Source organism: Gorillibacterium sp. sgz306347, from assembly GCF_059735245.1.
This window is the reverse complement of the sequence record NZ_JCAPET010000016.1, coordinates 41910-64414: the sequence shown is the minus strand read 5'-3', so window position 1 is coordinate 64414 and position 22505 is coordinate 41910. Positions and strand designations below refer to the sequence as shown.

Genomic DNA, 22505 nt, shown 5'->3' with positions numbered 1-22505 from the left:
TCCTTCATGAGGTTATTGCGGAGCCGTTTGCGGCTCGTTGATCAGACAAAGAAACGGATGCAGCTTTCCGCTTTTGGGATGGGGCGGAATGCTCGCTACCGCCTCGACTTCAATGGTCAGACTGTCAACCAGCAGGCACTGCCGAAGCTGGAGGGCTAGCGTTTCCGCAATATCGGCCCGCTTCGCCTCCTCCATCGCGTCGGATACGATTTTCAGGCGAAACGCCGTGTAATCCTCCTGAATCATCTGGTACTGCCGTAGGCCCACCTCATCCGCCAGCTGTTTGTAAAACCGGTCCAGGTAACGCAAAACGGACGGACTCAGCACACGGCCGCCCGGGAGCCGGATCTGGGAGCTGCGGAACGGCAGCAGCTCCACAATGACTGCATTTGTTTCCGGGTCCCGGACGATCCGGCCGATGTCGCCCGTCCGGTAACGGACAAACGGCATGCAGGTCAGCACCAGGGAAGTGACGAGAAGCTCCCCGTATTCTCCTTCCTCCACCGGCTCAAGCGTTCCCGGATCGACCGCTTCCACATAAACGTGATCGGTGTCCACCTCGAGCCGGCCCTGCCGGTTTGTGAAGGCGATCATCCAGATCTCCTCCATGCCGTAATAATCGACCAGCGGAACGCCGAAGCACTCCTCGACCGTTTTCCGGTCCGACTCAAAGACATGCTCGCCCCACCCCTGCACAAATTTCAGGTTAGGCGGGGCGGCAAGCCCCCGCTCCCGGAAGAGCTCCGCCAGCCGGGACAGGATCGAGCTTCTGCCCTGGATCATATCCGGCGATGTGTTCAGGATGTCCTGGGCGTATTTGGCCAGCATTTTCGGATGAATCGCCGCGGAATTGCCGATAAGAACGGTTTTGTAGCGCAGCGGCAGTCCCCAGGCCCGGCGTTTCCGCTGAATCGCCATGGAGAGGGCCATCTGCTCGGCTTTCGTCTTTACGGCGCGAAACGGCTCTCCCGTGCTGCCGGAGGTAAACGATTCCACCAGGTCTTGGTTCCCCGTTTCCGGGACGAACAGGCTTCGGTTCTCGTTGATCCGTTTCTTGTCGATGACCGGCAGGGACGCAAAGCCGGCAAAGCTTTGGCTGTAGGCGCGGTAAAAAGGATGCTCCTCCACCAGCCGCTCGGCGAGACGGGCCAGTCTCACGTTTACGGGATCAATCATGAGGCAGCCGCTCCCGCACAAACTCCGCCACCGCGTCTACGGTGCGGAACAGCTCCGGCCGGATGTCGTCGATGTCCACCCGGATCGGAAATTGCTCTTCCAGGAGCGCCAACAGCTCCATGAACTGGACGGAGTCAAACCCCAAGTCCTCGTTCAGGCGGCTGTCCATCGCGATCTGTTCCGCCGGCTGGCGGCAGACGGATGCGGCGATTTCCCGAACCGCCTGCTCAACCGATTCTGCTTTCGGTTCCATATGTACTTCCCTCCTTGGCCAACGTTCGCAATGCAGCGCGGTCCAGCTTGCCTGAGCGGGTGGCGGGCAGCGCGGATACCACGCGGATGTCGCGGGGGCGGTACATGACATTCATCGTCCGCCGCATGTAGTCCTGAAGCTTCCCTGTCAGCTCCGCCGGCGCTTCCGCCGCTCCCGCACCCGGCACGACGAAAGCGACAAGCCGGGCTCCCGCTTCGGCCGCAAGCTCGGTCACGCCCGCCTGCGCCACGCCGGGGCAGCCCGCCAGCGCTGCTTCGATCTGTTCCGGGTACAGGGTGTGCCCGCCGATGTTCAATGCCGTATCGGCTCTGCCGGTGACGTAAAGGAACCCGTCCTCGTCCATCCAGCCCAGGTCGCGGGTGCGCAAGCCGTGTCCGGTAAGGGCAGCGGCCGTGCGCTCCGGGTCCCGGTAGTAGCCCAGCATGACCCCGGGGCCCTTGACGTAAATTTCCCCCAGCTCGCCCGGCCGCGCTGCGGCTCCTTCCGGCGTCAGCACGCGAACCTCCGTTTCCTCCACGGGGATTCCGGCGGATTCGGGCTTTGCCTCCACCCAGCCGGGGGGCAAATAAGCGACGCGGGGAGAAGCCTCGGTCAAGCCATAACCGGGAATAATCTCGATCCAGGGAAGCCGCTCCTTCAGCGTGCCCAGCATCCCCTTCGGAACTCCCCCGCCGACGAGGAGCAGCCGCTTGAGGGAGGCGAGGTCCTCCGGTTTCCAGTGGCTTGAGCCGATCCACGGCTGCACGGCCGACGGCACGGAGCACAGGAAGGTCGCCCGGTGCGTTTTGATCAGGCGGACGAGCTCCAGCGGATGGACAATCCCGTCAAATAACAGGATATCCGACCCGCCGCCGAGCGCCGCCAGCCATTCGCCGGTTATGGTTGAGCAGTACCCGAACGATTTGGTCAACAGCACACGGTCGTCGCCGGTCAGCCGGATGTAGCCCTGGATCGCCCGGACGTTGGATAGAATATTGGCTGCGCCGAGCTGAATTCCTTTCGGCTTCCCCGTCGAGCCGGAAGTCAGAAAGATCACGGAGGTTCCTTCCGCAAAACGCGCCGGCCGGCTTGCCTCCTCCGGCTGTGACGGACGCTCCGAAAGCGACCCGCTTCCGCAGTCAAACATCGTTTGCGGATAACCGGAATGGGCCGCCGCCTCGAGCTCCGACCGGCGGGCGGGCGAAGCCAGAACGGTTTCCGCCTCGACAAAGCCGCAAATTTCCATTACTTCGGCCAGAGTGCCGCGCGGATGAACCGGCACGGCGACGCCGCCGGCCAGCACGACGGCCATAAACGCCTGAAAGCACAGCGGCGTCTGCTCCAGCCAAATGACGCCGGCAAAAGAACCCTTTTTCGAAAAACGTCGGCGCAGGACCTCGGCCCAGACAAGAGCGCCCTCGTAAAGCGCCCCATAGTCCGTCCTTTGCAGCTCGCCTCCGTTAAGGTGCCAGACGCCGCGTTCCGTTACCGCCGTCTCCCGGAAAAACGATTCCCAATCCGGTTGCATTCTCATTCACCCGCTTTCAAGAGGAAGTGACGTTCCGAAGCTCCCTGATCCATTGGAGCTCGGCGTGCAAATACCGGAACGGCTTTTCGCCGAACCATTCCAGCGACATGCCGGGCATGGACGGCAATTCGGCCAGCGCGTTCAGGAAACGGGCGTAGTCGATCTTCCCTTGTCCGAGCGGAACGATTCCGTCCCGCATACCGAAGGGCGAATAGACGTTGCCGGGCTCAAAGACGGACAGATAAGCTTCGGAGACGATATTTTTCAGGTGAAGGTGATAGACGTCCTTCTCCAGAGCGCGGTACCCCGCCATCGGTTCAGTGCCGCTTTCCCACAAATGCAAAACGTCCAGGTTGACGCGCAGGTTGGGCATCCCCACCTCCCGAAGCAGACGCTCCGTGCTCTCCAGCGTATCCGCCAGCGTATTGGGATGCGTTTCGACGACGAGCCGCATGCCGCTGTCCAGCAGTCCTTCCGCCGCCTGCTTCAGCATTCGGACGCACCGCTCACGGTAAGCGTCCGGGGCATCCGCGCTGGCGCGGCTTCCGGCAAACACGCGGATATGACCGGTTCCGTAAAAGCTGCCGAGCTCCCGCCATTCCGCAATCTTCGCCGCGATCTCCTTCCGGTCCGCCTCCTCGGCTGCGGCTTCACCATGGACAGCGGCATCGGCCATCCGGAAGTAATCGCTGATCATGTTGACGGATAACCCGCTGTCGTACAGCTCGTTCACGCGGGCGGCGGTGCGTTCGGGCGATGCCGCCAGCATGGACCGGGCGTGAACGCCCCACAGCTCGATGCCGTGAAACCCGGCGTCCCGCGCAAACGAAGTCAAGCCGGCGAAGTCGGTCAACTCGTGGCGGAAGGAAATGGTGCACAAAAAGACGTTCAAGCGAATCCGCCTCCCGCCTCGGCCAGACGAGCCAAAAATGCGCGCTCGGCCCGGACGATGTCTTCGTTTTTGCGGCCGATCTGCCGGACCAGCTCTTCGCCCGGCGCGACCTTCAGCTTGACGAGCAGGTAATTGAAGCGCGTCCACTGCCGGATGATTTCCTCAAACAGGCTGTTCAGCCCGGCGGTTTCTTCTGCGGACATCGCGCCCAGCCCGGCGATCGCTTCCCAAACCTTTCGCCGCATGGTGATGATGGACGAGACCGTCACGATGTTTTGTCCGATCCATGCCGTTAGCGCGGGCCGCTCCATCGCGAGCCCCTGCTCCAGATCGCGGCTGAAGGCGTTCAGCGCGTTTCGTCCGCTGCGGGCGTCGGCGTTTTCGAAGTAATCGCGGTTGCTTTCCGCCGCATACCGGAACAGAGCACGCGAATCGGGCGCCGGCGCTTCAGGCGCAAACTGGAGCGTATGCACATACAGCTCGCCTTTGTAGGTGCCCGCCTTGCGAAGCTCGGCTTCGGGAAACCAGCCCTGATAGCCGGCGACCGGATCGACGGTCAGGAAGCAGCCGTCCTCCTCCCGGTAGGCGCAGAGCAGAATCGTGTGCGTAAAGCCGGATTCGTCGTAGCTCAGCATGGATTTGGGAAAGAACGACAGCCGCGACGCCTTGCAGTCCAGAAGTGCGAGGCCGCCGGAGGCGAACCGGCGGGACAAGTCGGCCGGATTGGTCTTCGTAAAGGTCACCTCGACTCCGTAGAGCGTCCTCAGGTTTTTCAGGTTCATTCCCTTTTTGCTGGAAACCAGCACACGAAAAAAATAGTTGATGTTCCAGTAATCAAGCAGATACCAGTCCGGGGATTTCCCTTTCATGTCCATCGCGGTCATGATGCAGGACGCGATGCATTCCATGGGTGCAAGCTGATGCAGCCGGAACTCGGGGGTATCGTCCTTTGCGGTGAAACCGGTTTGCATGCATGGCCTCCTTTCCTGGGTATTGCCCAGTTTATCGTTAAGCGGGCAGCGCGCGTTCCCGGTCGTCGTGGGCCGAAAGCAGCGACTGGTACAGCTCGCAATCGATGGCGAGCTCCTCGTGCGTTCCCTGCTGGATGATGCGGCCGCCGTCAAGCACAAAAATGCGGTCCGCCTTCCGGATCGTATCCAGCAGGTGGGTGGCGACCAGAATTGTTTTTCCCTTCATCACTTCGCGCAGCGTCTTCAGCACTTCTTCTTCCGTAATGTTGTCAAGCGAGGAGGTCGGCTCGTCCAGCACCAGAATGTCGGGCTTGCGGAGCAGAACGCGCGCAATGGCGATCCTCTGCCGCTGGCCGCCGGAAAGCTGCGCCCCTTTGTAATCGACCGGGGTGTGAATGCCCTGCGGCAGCTCGTCGATAAATTCCTTCAGGTTGGCCCCGCATGCCGCCGCGTATACCTCCTCCTCGGTTGCCTCCAGGTCTCCGATGGCAATGTTTTCGAACAGCGTGCCCTTGAAAAGAAACGTTTCCTGGAATACGACGCCGATGCGGGAGTTGATTTCGCTCCGGGAAATGCCGTCCAGCGAAGCACCGTCCAATTCAATTTGGCCCTCCTGTTTTTGCACAAGACCGAGCAGCGTTTTGAAGAGGGTCGTCTTGCCCGAGCCGCTGCGCCCGACAAATGCGGCCGTCTGGCCTCTCGGCACGTCGAATTCAACGCCGCGCAAAATGTCCTTCCCGTCGCCGGCCACCCACAGCTCGCGTACCGATACGGCCGGGTTCCCTTCCTCCGCCGGTGAGGCGTCCACGGACGGGGCCGCTTCTTGCGCGGCCGGACCGGCCGGCGGAAGGGCAAAGCTTTCCTCGACGGGCGTCCGCAGAAATTCGCCGATGCGGTCCGCCGCTACCTCAGCGCGGCGGATTTCGCCATAGGAATCGGCGATGGCGCGGATCGGATTCAGCACGTTGTTCAGGTAGGAGATCGAAGCGATCAGCATCCCGATGGAGATACTCCCGTCGATTACCTGTCGTCCCCCCATGGCGTAAGTCAGCACGATGATCACTCCGATAATAAGGGCGCTGGCCTGGTTCATGGAGGAGCGGAACAGGGTTTCGGAAAAGCTTGCCTTCACCAGCCCCCGATACATTTTCGCGTTGCGCGCCTCTTCCCATTTTTCCAGACCGAACAGGCGGATTTCCTTTGAACCGTCAATGCACTCGACCAGATGCCCGCCAATGGACTCGTTGTGCGTCCGCACCTGCTCCGCGTAACGGCGGATGACCTTGCGGAACATGGGCGGAACCAGCAGAATGAGCACCGTGCTGACACAAGCCAGAATGGCAAGCCGCCAGTCCACGTACAGCAAAATGCCAAGCGCCACGCCCATCATCATGAGCTGGGAAATGATGTCGACCAGCGTTTTGTTGAAGAAGAATGAAAAGGTCGCCGTATCGAATCCGAGCAGCGCCAGGTACTTGCCCGAGCCGCCCTGCTCGATGTGGCGAATGGGAATCTTCCGGATGTGGCGGGTGAGCGCTTCGCGGATGTCGATCGTGTTGCGGATGTCGAGGTAGCTGAAAACCGTCCAGCGGCCGACGGCAAACGCGGAGGAGGCGGCGGCCAGCAGCAGCGACAGCGCCAGAAGCGGCAGCAGCTCGTTGTGATGGCCGTCCACCAGCACCCGGTCGATGATGCGCGCAAACAGAAGCGGCTGGCCGAGGGCGCAGGACACGTCCCCCAGCATGCAGACGAAGCCGGCGAGCCGGTGCTTCGGCCGCGTGTCGATCAGCGGTCGGATTGCTTTCACCATGTTATACAAGGACATAATCGTATCTCCCCGGAAAATGATGGATGACCGGAAGCGCCGCCTCTTGCCAGCGGCGTTCGTCCGGACCGTCGTTCAGGACGGACAGCGGCGTGAGCCGGAGGATCTCCGGATCGGTCAGCAGCGGATACCGGCAGCGGGTTCCCAGCACGCCGATAGGGGTGCGCAGAATGGCCTCCCACGCTTCTTTATCCGGCGAATCGGGACGGCCTTCCGCGGATAATGCTTCTCTCAGCTTGCCGACCACGGCGGGCATAACGGCGGCGCTGGAATAGCGGCGCGCGTTTTCCCGGGCCCGGCCGGCCATCCGCTTCGCCAGCGGACGGTCTTCCGCGAGGCGCAGGATATAGCGTACCGCGTCTTCGGTATCGAATGCCGCCCGGCCGTCTTCCCAGCGGCAGGACAGCAGAAAGCCGTCGCCGCCGTGCTCCACGACCTCGCGCATGCCGTCCCAGCCTGTGCAAACAACCGGAAGCCCGGCCTGCTTGGCTTCCAGCAGATTAAAGCCGAACGTTTCCCCCGGATCGGTGGACAGATTCACCAGCACGTCGGAGCTCCGGAACGCTTGCTCCTTGGCTTCGCCCAGCACGGGTCCGGGAAAGACGACGCTGTCTCCCAGACCAAGCTGCGCCGTCAGGCTCTCCAGCCTTCTCCGGTAGTTCTCCTTTTCTTCGGAAGCGGCGCCGGTATATTCGCCCGCTACAGTCAGCCGCGCCTGCGGACAGTGTTTCCGCACCTCATGAAACACGGAAAGCAAACGGTCGATGTTCTTTCCCTCTTCCAGCCGCCCGATGGACAGCAGGCGGAACTCGCCCGGCGGGACTTCTCCGCAAGCCGTGCCCGGGTCCGCGCCGGTCCGTTCCGGCGCCGCGCTCCAGGCGGCGCGCTCCCGCCCGGCCGCCGCCTCCGCCGCCGCCGGGAAATCATCCTCCGCCAGCAGGCAAAGCGGAACGACCGGCGCGGCATCGTAGGCGGTCGAAACATTCCGGAGCGCTTCCTGCGCCGAACGGGTCGCGCACAGGACCACATCCCGGATTCCGATCAGCGGGGCCAGCGCCAGCCAGTGGCGGAGCCAGCGCTCCGAGCCTACGGAATGGGCGATCATCAAAAATCCGAGGGACAGCCCGGCCAAATTGCGGGCGGCGAGCAGATAGGGCGTTAACGGCGGCAGGTTGGCGTAGATGGCGTCCAGACGATACGATTCCGCCAGCGAAGCCATGCCCTCGGCCAGGCCGAAAAGCTCCGCCGGACCGGCCTTCTCCCATTTCCCCGGCGCACCGCCGACCAGCTTGATCCAGCGAAGCGGCGGGATGCGCACCACCTCCGCATGCCGGCCGAGCGCTTCCACCCACTGGCTGTCGATGGCCCGTTCGTTAATCCTCCCGGCTTGTCCGCCGATGCAGCCGATACGCAAGGGGCGCGTCATTCCGTCCCGTCCGCCCGGCTTTCCCGTTTGGCGGCGACCAGCTCCGCCATCGATTCGATCGACGACAGGCGGGACGATTCCAGCTCTTCATCATCGAAGGAAATGCCATATTCCTGCTCGATCTGAATGATCAGATTAAGCAGCAGAACCGAATCGATGCCAAGCTCCTTCAAGTCGGCTGTCGGCGACAGCCCGTTTCCTTCCACCAGAAGGGATACAAATTCCGTAATTTTGCCGGCGATCTGATCATGCAGCAAGCGCGGTTCGATCATGCTTTCCAACCTCCAGCCCAATGGTTAAACGCGTTACGCGATTTTATCCCGTTCCAGGTTTTCAATAAAGGTAATGAGCGTGCCCACAGTGCGGAATACGGACGGGTCCACGTCCTCCTCCGGCACGCTGACGCCAAATTCTTCTTCGACATAAACGATCAGCTGCAAAATCATGATGGAATCGATAAACAAGTCCTCGTACATCCGGCTGGATTCCGTCACGGTCTCCGGAAGCTTGACCTCCAGGGTCCGTTTCATCAGGTCGCACAGCTTGGCCAGTATTTCTTCTCTTGTCATTCTCGTACACGCTCCTTTTGTTCTAATAAAGCCCGGCTGATTTTTCCCCGCTCGTTGCGGGGAATCGCAGCCGCAAAAACAACCTCCTGCGGGACCTTGTAAGGAGGAAGGCGCTCCATGCACCAGCGCTTCACCGTCTCCTCGCTGAGCTCCGGCTTTTCGGCTACGATCATCGCTTTGACCGCATGCCCCCAGACCGGATGGCTCGAACGGTATACGACCGCCTCGGTAACGCCCGGACAGCCCGCGATCACTTCCTCCACCTCCCCCGGGATGACCTTGTAGCCGGACACGTTGATCAGCTCGTCGAGCCGGCCGAGGATGTGCAGCCGGCCTTCTTCGTCGCGGTAGCCGCAGTCCTGGTTCCGGTAAAGCGTTCCGCCGATAAAAGCCTCTATCTCCCTGGGCTCCTCTTTGCGGCCGGAGGCGCTAATCAAAACGTGACCCAGTGGATACCCCACATCCGTCGCCGCCCGGGGATCGAAGGACAGCGTCATGGCGCCCGTTTCTGTAGACCCGTACTGCTGCAGCAGCTGGTGCGACCGCTCCTTCAGCTCCGTGAGAAGAGCTTCCGTGAGGGGCGCGCCGGATGCGATGACCCGGTGAAAGCGGAAGCCGTCCTTGCCAAGGGCAAGCAGAAGACGGAGCACGAAAGGAACACCGTACACAAGGCTCCGCGGCGTTGTGCGGATCACGCGGATCGCCAGCTTCGGGTTTTTGCCGGAAATCAGGACGGGAACGGCTTCCCGTTCGAGAGAAGCCAGCACGCCGGTGATCAATCCGAAGGAATGGGACATCGGCACAAGCACCACCGGTGTTTCATCCTCGCCGGCAGCAAGCGCGCGGTTGTAGTGAGAAATTTCTTCCTCAATCGATGCCCATGGCCGCCGGATCAGCTTGGGGGTACCGGTCGTGCCGGAGGTCAGCTGGTAAAGCGATGCTTCCCCGGACGGCCGCTCGCTGGCAAGAGGAACCACGGCCGGCGCGGCGCCCGTCACCAATACGTGGGCGCCGGCCTCCTGCGCCTGCGTCAATGCGGTTTGCTCCGGTGTCTCCGCAGGAAGCAGCAGCACCGAGCCGCCGGTTTGCCTGGCATGAAGCACTGCGCCGAGATAAAGCAGCGGATCGGGGCTGGAGACGGCTGCAAGACCGCCGTCGAAAGCTCCCGCCAGGCTGCGAAACCGCTCGAAAACGGCGTGTTCGTTTGTCGCGATATCGTTCACACGGATCATGATTCACGCATCCCTTGCCGACTTTTGTTTTATTATAGGACAGATGTTTATGGATACATATACCTTGTTTTTCATAAATGCCCTTTTATTTCAGATCCGTTCCATCAATTCGGGCTCTTCCGCCACGGGTATTTCGCCCGGTCGCTTCCGGTATCTCCGCCGGTACTCCACCGGAGTCAGCCCGGTGGACTGCCTGACATGCTGCGCCAGCACATCCGGTTTATTGATGCCGACCTGGCGGCAGATTTCCTTGACGGTCCTCCCGGTGGTTTCCAGCAGATGCATCGCGGCTTTGATCCGCAGCTGCCGGAGGTAACGCATCGGAGATACGCCGAGAGCCGCGCGGAATTCCTCGCAAAAGTAATGGGGGTGATACCCGGCCGCCGCCGCAATCGTCGCCAGGTCAAGATCCGGATTCGCCAGATTGGTATGCATGAAGCGCAGCGCATACCGCATGGAGGACTCCTTCTTCCCCTCGCGGGGACGAATGACGGTGTCCGGCTTCGCATCCGGCTGATTCAGTGCATACAGGATTTCGGCCAGCAGCGCGTAGAGGCGCGCCGAATGCGTAAGCTGCTGATGCAAATCCGCTTCATCCCGCATGTTCTGGGCGAAAGCGAGCAGCATTTGGTGGACGGATTCGGAAGGCGGCACCACGACAGGCTCCCTCGGCTGCATCAGCGCACGGTCGAGAAAAGGCCCCGCGTGGAAGCGGATCAAATCGCTTGCCTCTTCGGGCTGCGGGACCTCCAGCCTCTTTACGCCGGGGGGCACCAATACTGCCTGCTCTTTTCCGATCCGCCAGCGCCTTTTGCCAAAGCAGACCGTCATCTCCTTCTTTTTCGGATAAAGAAGCATATACACGCCATCCTCCGTATTGACGGAAGGCATGCACAGACTGGAGCCGATATACCCAACCGGCATGTCCAGGTTCATCAACCATCCCTCCCAGCAAATGTAAGTCTCGTTTTCCGTTTCACGAAAATCGTATCAAAGAATCGAGACATCTTCCTTCTAATAATGTGAGATTTTGGTCAAAAAAAAGACCGGATTCCTAAGAATCCGATCTTTTTCGATCCATTCGGCTGATGGCTCGCCGCTTTGGTTTCGTTTCTGTTCGTTTGTTTTCCTGCCCTAAACCGTTTCCTGCTTCAGCCCGTCGATGATGTTCTCTTTTTTGATCTTGGCCCCGGAATAAAGCATCGCCAGGCCGACAATCACGAAAACGGCAACGACCGCGGACCCCAAAGCCATCCATGGCACCATAAAGGAGAAAGCAAAGCTGCCGACCATGCTGCGGTGCAGCAGGAACATCGCCGCGAAGCTGAGAGGCAGTCCGTACAGCAGCGCCTTTAAACCGTAGAAAATGCTCTCATAGTTCATCATCTTGTTGAACCCTTTCGGCGTCATGCCGACGGAACGCAGCATGGCGAATTCCCGTTTGCGCAGCGCAATGCTTGTGGATATGGTGTTGAAGATGTTGGCTACGCAGATGGCCGCGATCAGGGCGACGAAACCGTAGACAAACACGGCGAGCAGCAGCTGCACCTGATCGTCAGAACGCTTGCTCTGGTAGACGTTGTAAATTTCAATCGACCGGTCGGAGGTCCGGCTTTTGATGGCCTCCAGCTCCTCTTGCAGCCCAATCGGATCGTCGCTGTTCAAATAAAGCTCTCTGTTAATGAACCGGTCGGGATGCTGCTTCACATACTCCTCAAAGGCGGATTGGGGCACAATGGAAAGGATGCGCGGGTACATATCCGGCGCCCGGACACCGAGCGGAAGCTTGTTTGTCGTAGCAGCTACCGTAAGCGTTCCGGCTTGCATGATTTCTCCATTTTCGTAGTTTTCCGTAAACAGGTCGACCTTCTCTCCCGCCGCTAGCTTGACAATTTTGGTGTTGACGTATTTGTTTGCCGCCTCGTTTCCGTAGGTGGCTTCGTCGATGACGATGGCGTTCAGCTCGCCGGGCCGGCGAAGCGCCGCGGGGTCGACGCCGACTTCTGCGGCGTAGCGGTCGAAAACCTGGTCCGAGAGCGCCTTGATGTCAACGGAGTACCGGTAATCGCCCTGTTCGTTCCGTATGGCCCCAATCTCGGGATCGTCCAGATGATCCGCCGCTTTCGAAGCCGGAACCCAGCCATCCTGCCCGGAAACCGACTCGATGTAAGAAGCTTCCCGAACCTTTTCCAGCTCCATAAACTGAGAGGCGATCCGTTCCATTTCTCCTTCGTCTTCCCCGTAAAGGCCGATCTGAATATCGAAATTCAGGTTGTCCTGAGAAATTTCGACCGACTTTTGCAAATAGAGCGTAAAGGCCGACATGGCGAGGAACAGCACGAGGCTGACAATGAGCGAGAAGACGGTCGCCCGGTACCGGCGCTTGTTCCGCTTCAGGTTTTTCAAGCCCAGTTCGGCCTCGATCCCGAAAAGGCGGCGCGTCCACTTCGAGGTTTTGACCGCCTTGCCGGTGAGCTTGATGTCGTGCGTCTGCCGGATCGCTTCCATCGGCGTAATCCGGGACGCCCGTCTGGAAGGAACATAGGTGGAGATAAAAATCGTCACCAGCGATAAGACAACGGCTGCCGCCAAGGAAGGGAATGAAACGATCAGCCGGAACTGCTGATCCACATTCATAACTTCTTTAAACAACGGATTGATCCCAAGAAAGGTGATTCCCATTCCGAGAAGTCCAAATACAATGCCCGGCGGAATGCTGATGAGCGCGATAACCGCCCCTTCAAAGAAAACCGAACGTCTCTTTTGCGCCCGCGTGGCTCCGATGCTGGACAGCATGCCGAGATGCCGGGAGCGTTCGGATACCGAGATGGCGAAAGCGTTGTAAATCAGCGATACCGAGCCCGCCATGATGATTACCATGACGATCCCTCCAAGCGTATAGAGCGTTCGCTGGAAGCCGTCGTTATTCGTTATACCGTAGTAACGCAGCAAATCATTGTTAAAGTTCAATTCCTGGATACCGTTTTCGGCAGCGAGCGTTTCCGCATGTTCATACATCGAGCGCCGGATATGCTCGGCCACCACCCATGCCTTCACTTTTTCTTCCGGTCCCAGCGCGCTTTCGTCTAGGCCGGAAACGACCGTATACCCCGGCGCCCATGCCGGTTCCCAATCCGGTCTTTCGATAATGCCCACAATGGTAAAGCTCCGTTGAAGAGAGCCCTCCAGCGTTTCGGCCACTTCGCCGTCCGCCGTTTGAAGCGGTTTGTTCTGCGTCAGCGGCTCCTCAACCTCGGAAAGGCTTATTCTTTGGCCGATGGTCAGCGTAAGCGTGTCGCCGATGCGGTAATTCATTCCGCCCTGCTCCAGCAAATGCTTCGGAACGGCGATTTCCTCTCCGTTGATCGGCAGCTTGCCCTCCGCCAGCCGGATCGGAAAATTGGTCACCGCCTGGACGTCATACTCGCGAACGAACAAATAGGGCTTGTCGATGTTTTTTACGGTATCGAGCTTCGCATACCCGAGGTCCCGGCTCAGCGCCACCTCTTTGGATTCCCCGTCTTCCCGGATCGCCTTCAGCTGCTCCCGGTTGACGCTGCCGTAGCTGATATGCCATTTCCCGCCGGTCTGAATCGCATCCCGCTGCAGCAAATCCAGAAACGAAACGACGATCGTCGCGACGCCGGTGATCATGGCGACCGAAATAATGACGCCGAGAATCGTGACGAGCGTCCGCTTCCGGTTTAACCGAAGCTGGCGCAGGGTCAGTTTGTTGACGATGTTCATCGGCGGATCACCTCGTCCCGCTCGATGCGTCCGTCCGCGATGGAGATGATCCGGTCGGCCTGCAAAGCGATCCGCTCATCGTGGGTAATGATCAGGAGCGTCTGGTTGTACTGTTTGTTGAACATTTTGAGCAGTTCGATGATATCGTGGCTGTTCTTGCTGTCCAGGTTGCCGGTCGGCTCGTCGGCCAGCACAAGCGCCGGATTGTTGATCAAGGCCCTGCCGATGGAGACGCGCTGCTGCTGCCCCCCGGAAAGCTGGTTGGGCAGATGAGTCAGGCGTCCCTCCAGGTTCAATGCGCGCAAAATTTCGTTCAAATGCTTGGGGTTCACCTTATGCTCGTCAAGCAGCAGAGGCAGCGTAATATTTTCCTCTACGTTTAAGACGGGAATCAGGTTAAAAAATTGATAAATGAGCCCGATCTGCCGCCGCCGGAAAATCGCCAGATTGGTTTCATCCAGCTGATACACATCGGTCTGGTCCAGGTACAGCTTTCCTCCGGTAGGCCGGTCCACGCCGCCCAGAATATGCAAAAGCGTCGATTTCCCCGAGCCCGAAGGCCCGACAATCGCCACAAATTCCCCCTTGTTGACCGAAAAGGACACATTGTCCAGTGCTTTTACCGCCATCTCGCCCGTTCCGTAAACCTTGGACAGGTTTTCCGCACGCAGGATTTCCATTTATAGTTCCCTCCAGTAGATTCGATAGCTCTACTATACCTCCCCTGCGTGACTGTCCGGTGACTCGATAGTGACAGTTTCGTCACTTGGCGGACGCTTCCGCAGCTAGGAAGCAACGCTTTTGTAAAACTTGACGGTAAACGCCGTGCCCCCTTCCGGCCCGCTTGCCACCGTTATTTCGGCGTTCTGGTTGTTCAGGATGGACTTCGCCATCGCGAGGCCGATGCCGACGCTTTCCTCCCCCGCGTTCTTTCCCTTGTAAAACCGTTTGAAGATATGCGGGATGTCCTCCGGCGCAATCCCTTCCCCGCTGTCCGCAATCCGGATTTCGGTATAAAGCGGGTTATATCCGCAAGTGACCGAAATTTCCCCTCCCGGCGGAGTATGCTCCACCCCGTTTTTCAGAATGTTCAGCAGCGCCTCGGCCGTCCAGTTCATATCGGCAGTCAGCGTGACGGACGGGTCGCCCGAGACGGCCAGCCGCTGTTCCTTCAGCTCCATAGGAATCAGAAGCGGAGCGGCCGCTTTGCGGATCAGCTCGTCCGCCCTCAGCGTGTCCTTCTTGAACACGACGGTGCCCGCATCGATTTTGGACAGCTTGAGCAGCGAGTTGACCAGCCATTCGATTCGCTCCAGCTGGGCCCGGAGGCTGCGGGTAAATTCCCGTCGTTTCTCGTCCGACAGGTTGCCCCGGAGCAGATCGGTCATGACCACCATGGAGGTCAGGGGCGTCCGCAGCTGGTGCGAAATATCGGAGATGGCGTCCGCCAGGTAGGTCTTGTCGCGCTTCAGCAGCTCCGATTTTTCCGAAAGCATGAGCGTGACTTTGTAGATGTCCGTTTTGAGGATGCTTAACTCGCCCTCCTGATTGTCCCGGATGTCGAGCGTATAATCGCCTGCGCTGATGGCCCGCAGGTCATGGGACAAGCGGCGGATTTCGCGGTAGCGGAGAAACGTCTGCCAGAAAAAGCCGCCGGTCAAAAGAATGCCGGTGCCGCAGACAAGAGCCGCAGCCACGAACGAAAAGGCGTATGCGGCAGCCGCCGAGCCGGCCAGCAAAACGGCCAGGGCGAAATAAAAATAACGTCGCACTTCCTTGTTCCGGATCGTATTAATCACCCGCCTTGTAGCCGAGGCCGCGAACCGTCTTGATCAGAGCCGGCGAAGCCGGATCGTCTTCCAGCTTCTCGCGGAGCCGTTTGATGTAAACAGTCAGCGTATTGTCGTTTACGAAGTCGCCCGCAATATCCCAAATGCTTTCCAGCAGCTGATTCCGGGTCAGAACCTGGCCCGCATGATTGGCAAAGGTCAGAAGCAGGCGGTATTCGAGCGCGGTAAGCGCGATTTCCTCGTCATGCTTGTACACCTTTGCTTCCATAGCATTGATTTTCAGCGGGCCGAGCCGGAACACCGTTTTCGCTGCGCCCGCTTTGTTGTAGCGGCGGAGCACGGATTTCATCCGCGACAGCAGCTCGCGCACGCGGAACGGCTTTGTGATGTAATCATCCGCCCCCATGTCCAGGCCCATCACGACATTCACCTCATCGTCCAGCGCCGTCAGAAAGATGACCGGCACGTCGTCGGCCGCCTTTGCTTCCCGGCACAGCTCATATCCGCTTCCGTCGGGCAGCGTCAAATCCAGCAGCAGAAGGTCAAACCTCTGCCGCGAAAGCGCCTCGCGCGCTTCCTTTATGGTGTGGCGGACCGTCACCCGGTACCCTTCGGCCGCAAGCGAATACTCCAGGCCGGCCGCTATCGTCTTATCGTCTTCCACCAGTAAAATGTCCATGCTCCACCTCGTTGGCCTTTCTGCCGGGGGCCGTTCCCGCCTCCGGCTCTTTTAGTCTAAAAAACGGAACGAAGATTCGCAAATCGTTCACATGGCGAACATTACCAAGTAAAGCTTGCACCTGCCAAAAAGCCCGGAATCACGCGGGTTTGGCACATCTGTCCATGGTTGGGCGGCTCCGATTTCCATGATTTACTGCTAGTCTCGCATTTGGCCTCCTCGCTAAAATAGGCCTATGCAAGAGTTGCCAGCGGCCGATGGGCTACCGTTCCCCGCTATACAGCTTTGGCAAAAAATCAGCAAACCGAACCCCGCAAGCTTTCTGTTCCTGAAATCAACCCCCCGCAAGATCGCGTGAACACCGGTGCCCGCCCTGCACTCGGCGCATAAAAACGTCATCTTTGGAGGTACTCAATCTTGAATTACAAAAAACCGCTTGTCTCCGCAGCCGTCGCCCTGTCCCTCGTTTTCGGAAGCGCTGCCGTCTTTACGCCCGCATCCGCCTACGCCGCCACAGCCGTCGCCCAAGGGACAACCGGAAAGATTGTAAACGGCAGCCCCTACTTCCACAAAACGCCGGTCAGCGGCGAAGCCACCATGGGCTTTGTCAAAAAAGGCTCGGTTGTGCCGGTCCTGGAAATCACGAATAAATACTGGGTTAAAATCAAATACAACGGCGTAACCGGCTGGGTTTCCGCCAAATACATAAACGTCTCCGCCGCGCCGGCGCAAAGCGGCGCCGCCGGAGGAACCGCTTCGCCTGCTCCCGCTCCCACTCCCGCCCCTGCTCCCGCCGCCGCTTGGGAACAGAAGGCGGACAAGCTGATCTCCTATGCCAAAAGCCTGATCGGCAAAGTCAACTACGGCTATTCGAAACGGGTAACCAGCGATCCCAACAACCTGCTCCTGGACTGCTCGAGCTACACGCAGTATGTCTTTAAGCAAGCGCTCGGCCTCAAAATGGGCTGGGGCGCGAACATTCAGTATAACGCTTTCCCGCATGTCGCCAAAGACAACCTGCGCAAAGGCGACCTGGTCTTCTTCTCCGTCAGCAACCCGAATAAAATCGGCCATGTGGGCATTTACATCGGAGACGGAAAATTCATTCATAACGTCAACACGAAATCCGATGTCACCATCGGCGATTTGACCAAAGGGTACTACCAAAGCCATTACAAGGGCGCGGCCCGGGTCATTCAATAAGTGTTCCGCAAAAAAACCGGCTTCGGCCGGTTTTTTTGGTGCCCGAGCGGCGGCGGCCGCACGTTCCGGGAGGTTTTTCACACAGGCAATCCATGGTAGAATGAAAGAAGTTTTCATTCCACGCCCGAAAGGACGATTTCTGTTGCATCCGGAACCGACCGAATTGCTTCATCAAGCCGAGCAGCTTCTTCCGCAGATCGGAGAAGCTTATGTCACCTCCATACAGGAACGCCGCATCGAGGATACGCTCGCCGCCGCGGCCGGCGAATGCCTGCGGCTGCTCCAGGCGGCTCTGGACGCCTGCGCCGCGCAAATCGCCCGCCTCGGCGCTGCCGCCGATCCCGGGAAAGCGCAAACGGGCGCGCCCCGCTTCCCGGTGGAGGACAACGCCGGCGTCTTTCTGACCGGCGTAAGGACTCGTTTCCCGGGGATCACCGAATCCCGCCCGGAGCTCCTCCGCCTCCTGATGAGCGAACAGCCCTTTGTCAGTCGCTCTCCCTGGCTGAAAGAGCTCCGCAGCTTGACGGAAGGGCCGGAACAGCCTGCATTGACGCCGCGCACAGACGGAGCGGCCCGTTCCATGACCCTCCTTACGTTTCACGGGGAAGAGATTGTATTTGACGGCGAACCGCCGGCCGGGCGGAACGGTCTGTCTGTCGCCCGGCCGGACCAGGCGGATTGGCAGGGCATCGCCTTTGCGGCGACCACCAAGGACGTATGGGACAGCCTCCAGGAGATCGCGGATGGAACCGGCCGTATCGTCGCCGGCTTGTCCGGCGGAGCGGACGAAACGGACCGCTGAGGTCCGTTCGCTTCCCAATGCTGCGGAGGAAACAGACCGGTGAATCCCGTTCGCGTCCTAATGCGGCGGAGGAACGGACGGTCAATCCCGTTCGCGTCCTAATGCGGCGGAGGAACGGATGGTCAATCCCGCTCGTGTCCCGAAACAAACCGAAAGCCGGAGCGGCGAACGCTCCGGCTTTTGGCTTGTTTACCCGATCGCTTTTCTGGAACGGAACATGTATTTCACCAGGAGGAGCACGGCGACCACACCTCCGAAGGCCGCTGCAATCACCCACGCGTTTTTCTCGAAAGCATGCAGCAGCTGCTCCCACCTCGGCCCGAAGGAACGGCCTAGCATAACGAAGCAAAGCACCCAAAAAGCGGCTCCCGTATAGGTAAAGAGCGCGAACGCGCGGAACGGAATCCGCATCATACCGGCGAAATAACCGGTGAAGTGGCGCACCCCGGGGATAAAATACCCGATGAACAGCAGGCTTGTCCCGTATTTATTGAACCAACGCTGGGTCTTTTCCTGCTTCGCTTCGGAAAACAGCAGCCATTTGCCGTACTTTTTCAGGAACGGCATGCCCAGTTTGTTGCCGATCCAATACGTCAGGGTCATGCCCGATGTAGTGGCAATAAAGGCAATGAGCAGCACAGGCAGCGGATGCAGGATGCCCCGATAAGTCAAGTAACCCGAATAAGTCAGTGTCGTTTCGCCCGGAAAAGGCAGGGCGATAAATTCCAGAAACAAACCCACAAGCAGCACCAGGTAACCATAAACTTCAAACAAGCGTTCGATTTCGGCGATCCCCACTTTGCACCCCGATCCCATCTCGTAAACATGAATACCGGTTTCCATTTTACTGCATCCGTGGGGAAAATGCACTTTCTGCTTTTGGGAAAAGCGCAGCCGGACGGACGCCCCGAGCCGCGTGGCTGCGGAAGCGCCGTCCGGCTTTCCGGAAAAGGCCGCCTCAGGACGGATTCCGGTAGTAAGGCGGACGCGGGCGCGGATAAGGAAACGGCGGGAAAGGATAAGGAGGATAAAACGGATAGTAGGGCGGATATGGCGGGTAAAAAGGCGGGTACGGATAGTACCACCACGGCACCCACGGATACGGACGCGGACGCGGCCTCCCGCCCGGCCCCCAACCTCCGCCTGGTCCGCCCGGCCCCCACGGACCTCCCGGTCCCGGCCCGGGACCACCCGGTCCTCCGGGCCCGCCGGGGAACGGCAGCAGCGCGGCGCTTCGCTCTTCAAATTCATTCGGCCCGAACGAGCCGTACTCGTTGCTCATGCCTGATGCTCCTCCCCTCTTGACTCGATTGAACCTTTACAAAAGCAATGTCAGAACCAGCAGGTCGTACAGCGCCAGGGGGAGGATAAAGTTGTTAAAGCCGTAACCGGGATAGAAGTATGGCGAACCGAACGGAAACGCCCTTTGCAGGTCGTCCCTCCCCTGCTGGACCAGCAGGTACAGATTCCGGTCATCCACGTGGGCGATTTGGCCGACATATGTTCTTCCGTCCGCCGTCTGGACTTGCGCCATCCGGTTCCGGTGGCGGTCGCACATTTCACGGACTTCCTTGCACATGCTTTTGTAGGCCTGCAGCATTTCCCGGTTGGCTTGATAGATCACCTGCTGCTTGGCGGGTATTGCGCTCATCGCGGGTGCTCTCCTTTCGTTCGTTGCTGTCTTCACGCCATCATATGCAGACGCCCGGTTTTGGGTCCTCGCCTACCGGCCGGTTTTTTTCGGAATCGTCCACGTCCTCTATTCATTTTCCCGGCCGCCTTGCGTATGCCTACGTCCACTATATACTTTTTCACCCGGCCCCCTTGTGCCTTGTCATCGTCCACTACTCTCCCGAGCCCAACTGAATGATTCGCCGCCCTTTTTCCAGAAAGTAACTTTGCCTTCGACATGCTTACTTCAAAAAAAAGGCGTTGCGGCCTGTAACGGTTGCCAGCGAGCTTATTTGCCCGAAAAAGGGGAGTCTGGAACTGTAACGGTTGCCACAGGGCTTATTTTCGTTTTTCCCCCATCGAATAGGAGGTTTTTTCCAAAATAAGCGCTGTGGCAACCGTTAGATTTTAAAAAGGGGCTTTTTTGCCCAAATAAGCGCTGTGGCAACCGTTACGCACGACACATGTGGGGAACAACGAAGAAATGCTGACCGCCGGCACTCCTTTGCAAACGCACGCCCTAGCGGACCGTTCCCAACAATCCTTTTACAAGCAACATGTCTGGAACGGAACGCATCCCGGTGAACCTTTTACAAGCGGCAAGCTAAAGCGGCCCGTTCCCCGGTTGGCATTAGGCTACATTTTCGCGGGGAAGTGCTGACGCAGCTCGCATTTACGGCACCAAACAGCGCGCCCTACAGGCTGTCTTCCGGCTGCTGCTTTCTTTTGATGGCTTTCTATCGGCGGCCTTTCATCCGATCAACGCCTCGGAACCGCTACCGTGAACAGAAGGGTAAGAACAAATTTGGAAACGGCATCCGGCTGACCGCGAACAGGGTACTCACGGCGACTGAATAACGCAAATGAAATGCGGATGGAAGGGTTCTCCTACAAAAAGCCCCAAGCCGGCTTTTCATCGTGGAGGTACCTGCAGTCCTTTTCAGCAGTCAAGGGAACCGTCGGTTGGCAGTGACATCACGGGGCTTTGATGTCACGGGATACTGATGTCGCGGGGCTTTGACATCACGGGACATTGACGCCACGGGACATTGACGCCACGGGGCACTGATGTCACGGGGCACTGATGTGACGGGGCTCTAACGTGACGGGGCGCTGATGCCACTGCGCTTCGACATCACCTGCCTTAGCCATGCGCAACCGTGCAATAAAAGCCGCCCGGGACTCTTTGCGTCCTCGGGCGGCTTTCGCCGGGCGGCCGGTTATTTTTGCAGCCGCCAATACATGTCGCTCCAGCGGAGCTCGTTTTTGAAACGGAAGGCTTCCGTGTGCCGGTTGATCAGGACCATCTCGATGCCGGCCAGTTCGGCCCAATCGGCCAGATCCTCGGCGGTGGCCACATACGAGAATACCGTGTGATGGGCGCCGCCGGCAAGAATCCAGGCTTCCGACGATTCCCGCAGGGAAGGCTGGGGCTTCCACAACACGCGGGCCACCGGCAGCTTCGGCATGGCGACCGCAGGTTGAACGGCGTCCACTTCGTTCACGATCAGGCGGAACCGGTTCCCCAGGTCGATAAGCGAAGCGCATACGGCCGGACCGGAGCGGCCGTCAAAAATCATCCGCGCCGGGTCTTCCCGGTTCCCGATGCCAAGCGGATGCACCTCCAGGCGAGGCTTTGTCGCCGCAATGGTCGGGCAAATCTCCAGCATGTGCGAGCCGAGAATAAGCTCGTTTCCTTTTTCCAGGTGATAGGTATAGTCCTCCATAAAGGACGTGCCCTCATTCCCCGCCATAACCTTCATCACCCGCGTAAGCGCCGCGGTTTTCCAGTCTCCTTCGCCTCCGAAGCCGTAGCCCTGCTCCATCAGCCGCTGGACAGCCAGGCCGGGAAGCTGACGCAGGCCGTGCAAATCCTCGAACGTCGTAGTAAACGCGCCGAAGCCGCCTTCATCCAGAAAGCTCTTCAAGCCAAGCTCAAGGCGGGCCTGGTAAACGATCGAATCCCAGCCCGTCCGGCGGGTTTCGTCGGAAATGTCGTAGCGCTCCGCGTATTCGTCAAGGAGCTGCTTGAGCGCCTGCTCGCCCGCACCGTTCACCCGCTCGACCAGGTCGCCGATGCCGTAGCCGTTGACCGACCAGCCGAACTTGATTTGCGCCTCCACCTTGTCGCCTTCCGTCACGGCTACCTGTCTCATGTTGTCCCCGAACCGGGCGACCTTCAGGTTCTGCCCTTCGGCAAACGCATGGGCGGTATGCATCCAGCGGCCGATCGTACCGGTCACCTCCGGGTCCTCCCAGTAGCCCGCCACCACTTTTCGCGGAATGCCCAGGCGGGCGCCCATAAAGCCGTATTCGCGGTCTCCGTGAGCGGATTGATTCAGATTCATGAAATCCATATCGATGCTGTCCCAGGGAATTTCCCGGTTAAACTGCGTATGCAGGTGCAGCAGCGGCTTCTTCAGCCCCGTTAAGCCGGCAATCCACATCTTGGCGGGCGAAAACGTATGCATCCAGGTAATCAGTCCCGCGCAGCGGTCGTCGCTGTTTGCCTCCAGGCATAACCGGCGGATGGCGTCGGGCGTTGTCAGAACCGGCTTGCACTCCACTTCGAACGGAACGGCCTCGGCCCGGGCAAGCCCTTCGGCCATAAGCCTGGCGTGCTCCGCCACCTGCTCGATCACTTCGGGTCCGTAAAGATGCTGGCTTCCCGTAACAAACCAGAAACGGATCGGATTCTTGTTCATGTCGCATCCTCCTCATAAGGCGCCCGGATCAGGGCA

General features: G+C 59.3%; 20 protein-coding genes. 2 read left to right on the top strand and 18 right to left on the bottom strand.

The annotated features are described in order from the left end of the window. Positions 1–12: 12 nt before the first annotated feature. From AC6I6H_RS10735 to AC6I6H_RS10665, 15 genes are all read right to left on the bottom strand, one after another. Positions 13–1176, bottom strand: coding sequence for a phenylacetate--CoA ligase family protein (locus tag AC6I6H_RS10735; RefSeq protein ID WP_497953761.1), 1164 nt, complete (start codon positions 1174–1176; stop codon positions 13–15). After that, the gene (locus AC6I6H_RS10730) at positions 1169–1429 is read right to left on the bottom strand and encodes an acyl carrier protein (RefSeq protein WP_497953760.1); all 261 of its coding nucleotides are present in this window, start codon (positions 1427–1429) and stop codon (positions 1169–1171) included. The genes AC6I6H_RS10735 and AC6I6H_RS10730 overlap by 8 nt, the downstream gene beginning before the upstream one ends. Beyond that, positions 1404–2957 (bottom strand): class I adenylate-forming enzyme family protein, encoded by a 1554-nt coding sequence (locus AC6I6H_RS10725; protein WP_497953759.1) that lies wholly within the window; start codon positions 2955–2957, stop codon positions 1404–1406. The genes AC6I6H_RS10730 and AC6I6H_RS10725 overlap by 26 nt, the downstream gene beginning before the upstream one ends. Positions 2958–2973: 16 nt before the next feature. Next, on the bottom strand, positions 2974–3849 hold the full coding sequence (locus AC6I6H_RS10720; RefSeq protein WP_497953758.1) for a sugar phosphate isomerase/epimerase family protein: 876 nt from the start codon (positions 3847–3849) through the stop codon (positions 2974–2976). After that, positions 3846–4820 (bottom strand): hypothetical protein, encoded by a 975-nt coding sequence (locus tag AC6I6H_RS10715; RefSeq protein WP_497953757.1) that lies wholly within the window; start codon positions 4818–4820, stop codon positions 3846–3848. Before AC6I6H_RS10715 ends, AC6I6H_RS10720 begins: the two co-directional genes overlap by 4 nt. 37 nt (positions 4821–4857) lie before the next feature. Beyond that, positions 4858–6645, bottom strand: a complete 1788-nt coding sequence (locus AC6I6H_RS10710) for an ABC transporter ATP-binding protein (RefSeq protein WP_497953756.1) — start codon at positions 6643–6645, stop codon at positions 4858–4860. Next, entirely contained in the window at positions 6632–8071 is a 1440-nt protein-coding gene (locus tag AC6I6H_RS10705) for a glycosyltransferase (RefSeq protein WP_497953755.1), read from the bottom strand. The genes AC6I6H_RS10710 and AC6I6H_RS10705 overlap by 14 nt, the downstream gene beginning before the upstream one ends. Beyond that, positions 8068–8343 (bottom strand): acyl carrier protein, encoded by a 276-nt coding sequence (locus AC6I6H_RS10700; protein WP_497953754.1) that lies wholly within the window; start codon positions 8341–8343, stop codon positions 8068–8070. Before AC6I6H_RS10700 ends, AC6I6H_RS10705 begins: the two co-directional genes overlap by 4 nt. 33 nt (positions 8344–8376) lie before the next feature. Beyond that, positions 8377–8640: a phosphopantetheine-binding protein gene (locus AC6I6H_RS10695; protein ID WP_497953753.1), complete on the bottom strand. Its 264-nt coding sequence runs from the start codon at positions 8638–8640 to the stop codon at positions 8377–8379. Then, positions 8637–9872 (bottom strand): AMP-binding protein, encoded by a 1236-nt coding sequence (locus tag AC6I6H_RS10690; protein WP_497953752.1) that lies wholly within the window; start codon positions 9870–9872, stop codon positions 8637–8639. The genes AC6I6H_RS10695 and AC6I6H_RS10690 overlap by 4 nt, the downstream gene beginning before the upstream one ends. 90 nt (positions 9873–9962) lie before the next feature. Then, a complete protein-coding gene (locus AC6I6H_RS10685) occupies positions 9963–10808 on the bottom strand; it encodes a helix-turn-helix domain-containing protein (RefSeq protein WP_497953751.1) in 846 nt (281 codons plus the stop codon). Between the two features lie 198 nt (positions 10809–11006). Beyond that, positions 11007–13619, bottom strand: coding sequence for an ABC transporter permease (locus tag AC6I6H_RS10680; RefSeq protein ID WP_497953750.1), 2613 nt, complete (start codon positions 13617–13619; stop codon positions 11007–11009). Further along, positions 13616–14299: an ABC transporter ATP-binding protein gene (locus tag AC6I6H_RS10675; protein ID WP_497953749.1), complete on the bottom strand. Its 684-nt coding sequence runs from the start codon at positions 14297–14299 to the stop codon at positions 13616–13618. The genes AC6I6H_RS10680 and AC6I6H_RS10675 overlap by 4 nt, the downstream gene beginning before the upstream one ends. A 105-nt stretch (positions 14300–14404) precedes the next feature. Beyond that, on the bottom strand, positions 14405–15418 hold the full coding sequence (locus AC6I6H_RS10670) for a sensor histidine kinase (protein ID WP_497953748.1): 1014 nt from the start codon (positions 15416–15418) through the stop codon (positions 14405–14407). Further along, on the bottom strand, positions 15411–16088 hold the full coding sequence (locus tag AC6I6H_RS10665) for a response regulator transcription factor (protein WP_497953747.1): 678 nt from the start codon (positions 16086–16088) through the stop codon (positions 15411–15413). The genes AC6I6H_RS10670 and AC6I6H_RS10665 overlap by 8 nt, the downstream gene beginning before the upstream one ends. Before the next feature lie 417 nt (positions 16089–16505). On the opposite strand from AC6I6H_RS10665, the gene AC6I6H_RS10660 reads away from it, so the two are divergent. Then, positions 16506–17291: a C40 family peptidase gene (locus tag AC6I6H_RS10660; protein WP_497953746.1), complete on the top strand. Its 786-nt coding sequence runs from the start codon at positions 16506–16508 to the stop codon at positions 17289–17291. 142 nt (positions 17292–17433) lie between these two features. After that, complete coding sequence (locus AC6I6H_RS10655; protein ID WP_497953745.1) at positions 17434–18093, top strand: hypothetical protein; 660 nt, start codon at positions 17434–17436, stop codon at positions 18091–18093. A 189-nt stretch (positions 18094–18282) separates the two neighbouring features. Here the strand turns inward: AC6I6H_RS10655 and AC6I6H_RS10650 are convergent, their stop codons facing one another. The 3 genes from AC6I6H_RS10650 to araA form a co-directional block, all read right to left on the bottom strand. Then, complete coding sequence (locus tag AC6I6H_RS10650; protein WP_497953744.1) at positions 18283–18936, bottom strand: DedA family protein; 654 nt, start codon at positions 18934–18936, stop codon at positions 18283–18285. Between the two features lie 475 nt (positions 18937–19411). Beyond that, positions 19412–19744 (bottom strand): hypothetical protein, encoded by a 333-nt coding sequence (locus AC6I6H_RS10645; RefSeq protein WP_497953743.1) that lies wholly within the window; start codon positions 19742–19744, stop codon positions 19412–19414. A 1240-nt stretch (positions 19745–20984) separates the two neighbouring features. Continuing rightward, complete coding sequence (araA, locus tag AC6I6H_RS10640) at positions 20985–22469, bottom strand: L-arabinose isomerase (RefSeq protein ID WP_497953742.1); 1485 nt, start codon at positions 22467–22469, stop codon at positions 20985–20987. Positions 22470–22505 lie beyond the last annotated feature (36 nt).

What these genes read in the sequence shown, in the direction of transcription:
- AC6I6H_RS10735 (WP_497953761.1), bottom strand. Translation starts at nt 1,176, where the DNA reads ATGATTGATCCCGTAAACGTGAGACTGGCCCGTCTCGCCGAGCGGCTG.
- AC6I6H_RS10730 (WP_497953760.1), bottom strand. Translation starts at nt 1,429, where the DNA reads ATGGAACCGAAAGCAGAATCGGTTGAGCAGGCGGTTCGGGAAATCGCC.
- AC6I6H_RS10725 (WP_497953759.1), bottom strand. Translation starts at nt 2,957, where the DNA reads ATGCAACCGGATTGGGAATCGTTTTTCCGGGAGACGGCGGTAACGGAA.
- AC6I6H_RS10715 (WP_497953757.1), bottom strand. Translation starts at nt 4,820, where the DNA reads ATGCAAACCGGTTTCACCGCAAAGGACGATACCCCCGAGTTCCGGCTG.
- AC6I6H_RS10710 (WP_497953756.1), bottom strand. Translation starts at nt 6,645, where the DNA reads ATGTCCTTGTATAACATGGTGAAAGCAATCCGACCGCTGATCGACACG.
- AC6I6H_RS10705 (WP_497953755.1), bottom strand. Translation starts at nt 8,071, where the DNA reads ATGACGCGCCCCTTGCGTATCGGCTGCATCGGCGGACAAGCCGGGAGG.
- AC6I6H_RS10700 (WP_497953754.1), bottom strand. Translation starts at nt 8,343, where the DNA reads ATGATCGAACCGCGCTTGCTGCATGATCAGATCGCCGGCAAAATTACG.
- AC6I6H_RS10695 (WP_497953753.1), bottom strand. Translation starts at nt 8,640, where the DNA reads ATGACAAGAGAAGAAATACTGGCCAAGCTGTGCGACCTGATGAAACGG.
- AC6I6H_RS10690 (WP_497953752.1), bottom strand. Translation starts at nt 9,872, where the DNA reads ATGATCCGTGTGAACGATATCGCGACAAACGAACACGCCGTTTTCGAG.
- AC6I6H_RS10685 (WP_497953751.1), bottom strand. Translation starts at nt 10,808, where the DNA reads ATGAACCTGGACATGCCGGTTGGGTATATCGGCTCCAGTCTGTGCATG.
- AC6I6H_RS10680 (WP_497953750.1), bottom strand. Translation starts at nt 13,619, where the DNA reads ATGAACATCGTCAACAAACTGACCCTGCGCCAGCTTCGGTTAAACCGG.
- AC6I6H_RS10675 (WP_497953749.1), bottom strand. Translation starts at nt 14,299, where the DNA reads ATGGAAATCCTGCGTGCGGAAAACCTGTCCAAGGTTTACGGAACGGGC.
- AC6I6H_RS10665 (WP_497953747.1), bottom strand. Translation starts at nt 16,088, where the DNA reads ATGGACATTTTACTGGTGGAAGACGATAAGACGATAGCGGCCGGCCTG.
- AC6I6H_RS10650 (WP_497953744.1), bottom strand. Translation starts at nt 18,936, where the DNA reads ATGGAAACCGGTATTCATGTTTACGAGATGGGATCGGGGTGCAAAGTG.
- AC6I6H_RS10645 (WP_497953743.1), bottom strand. Translation starts at nt 19,744, where the DNA reads ATGAGCGCAATACCCGCCAAGCAGCAGGTGATCTATCAAGCCAACCGG.
- araA (WP_497953742.1), bottom strand. Translation starts at nt 22,469, where the DNA reads ATGAACAAGAATCCGATCCGTTTCTGGTTTGTTACGGGAAGCCAGCAT.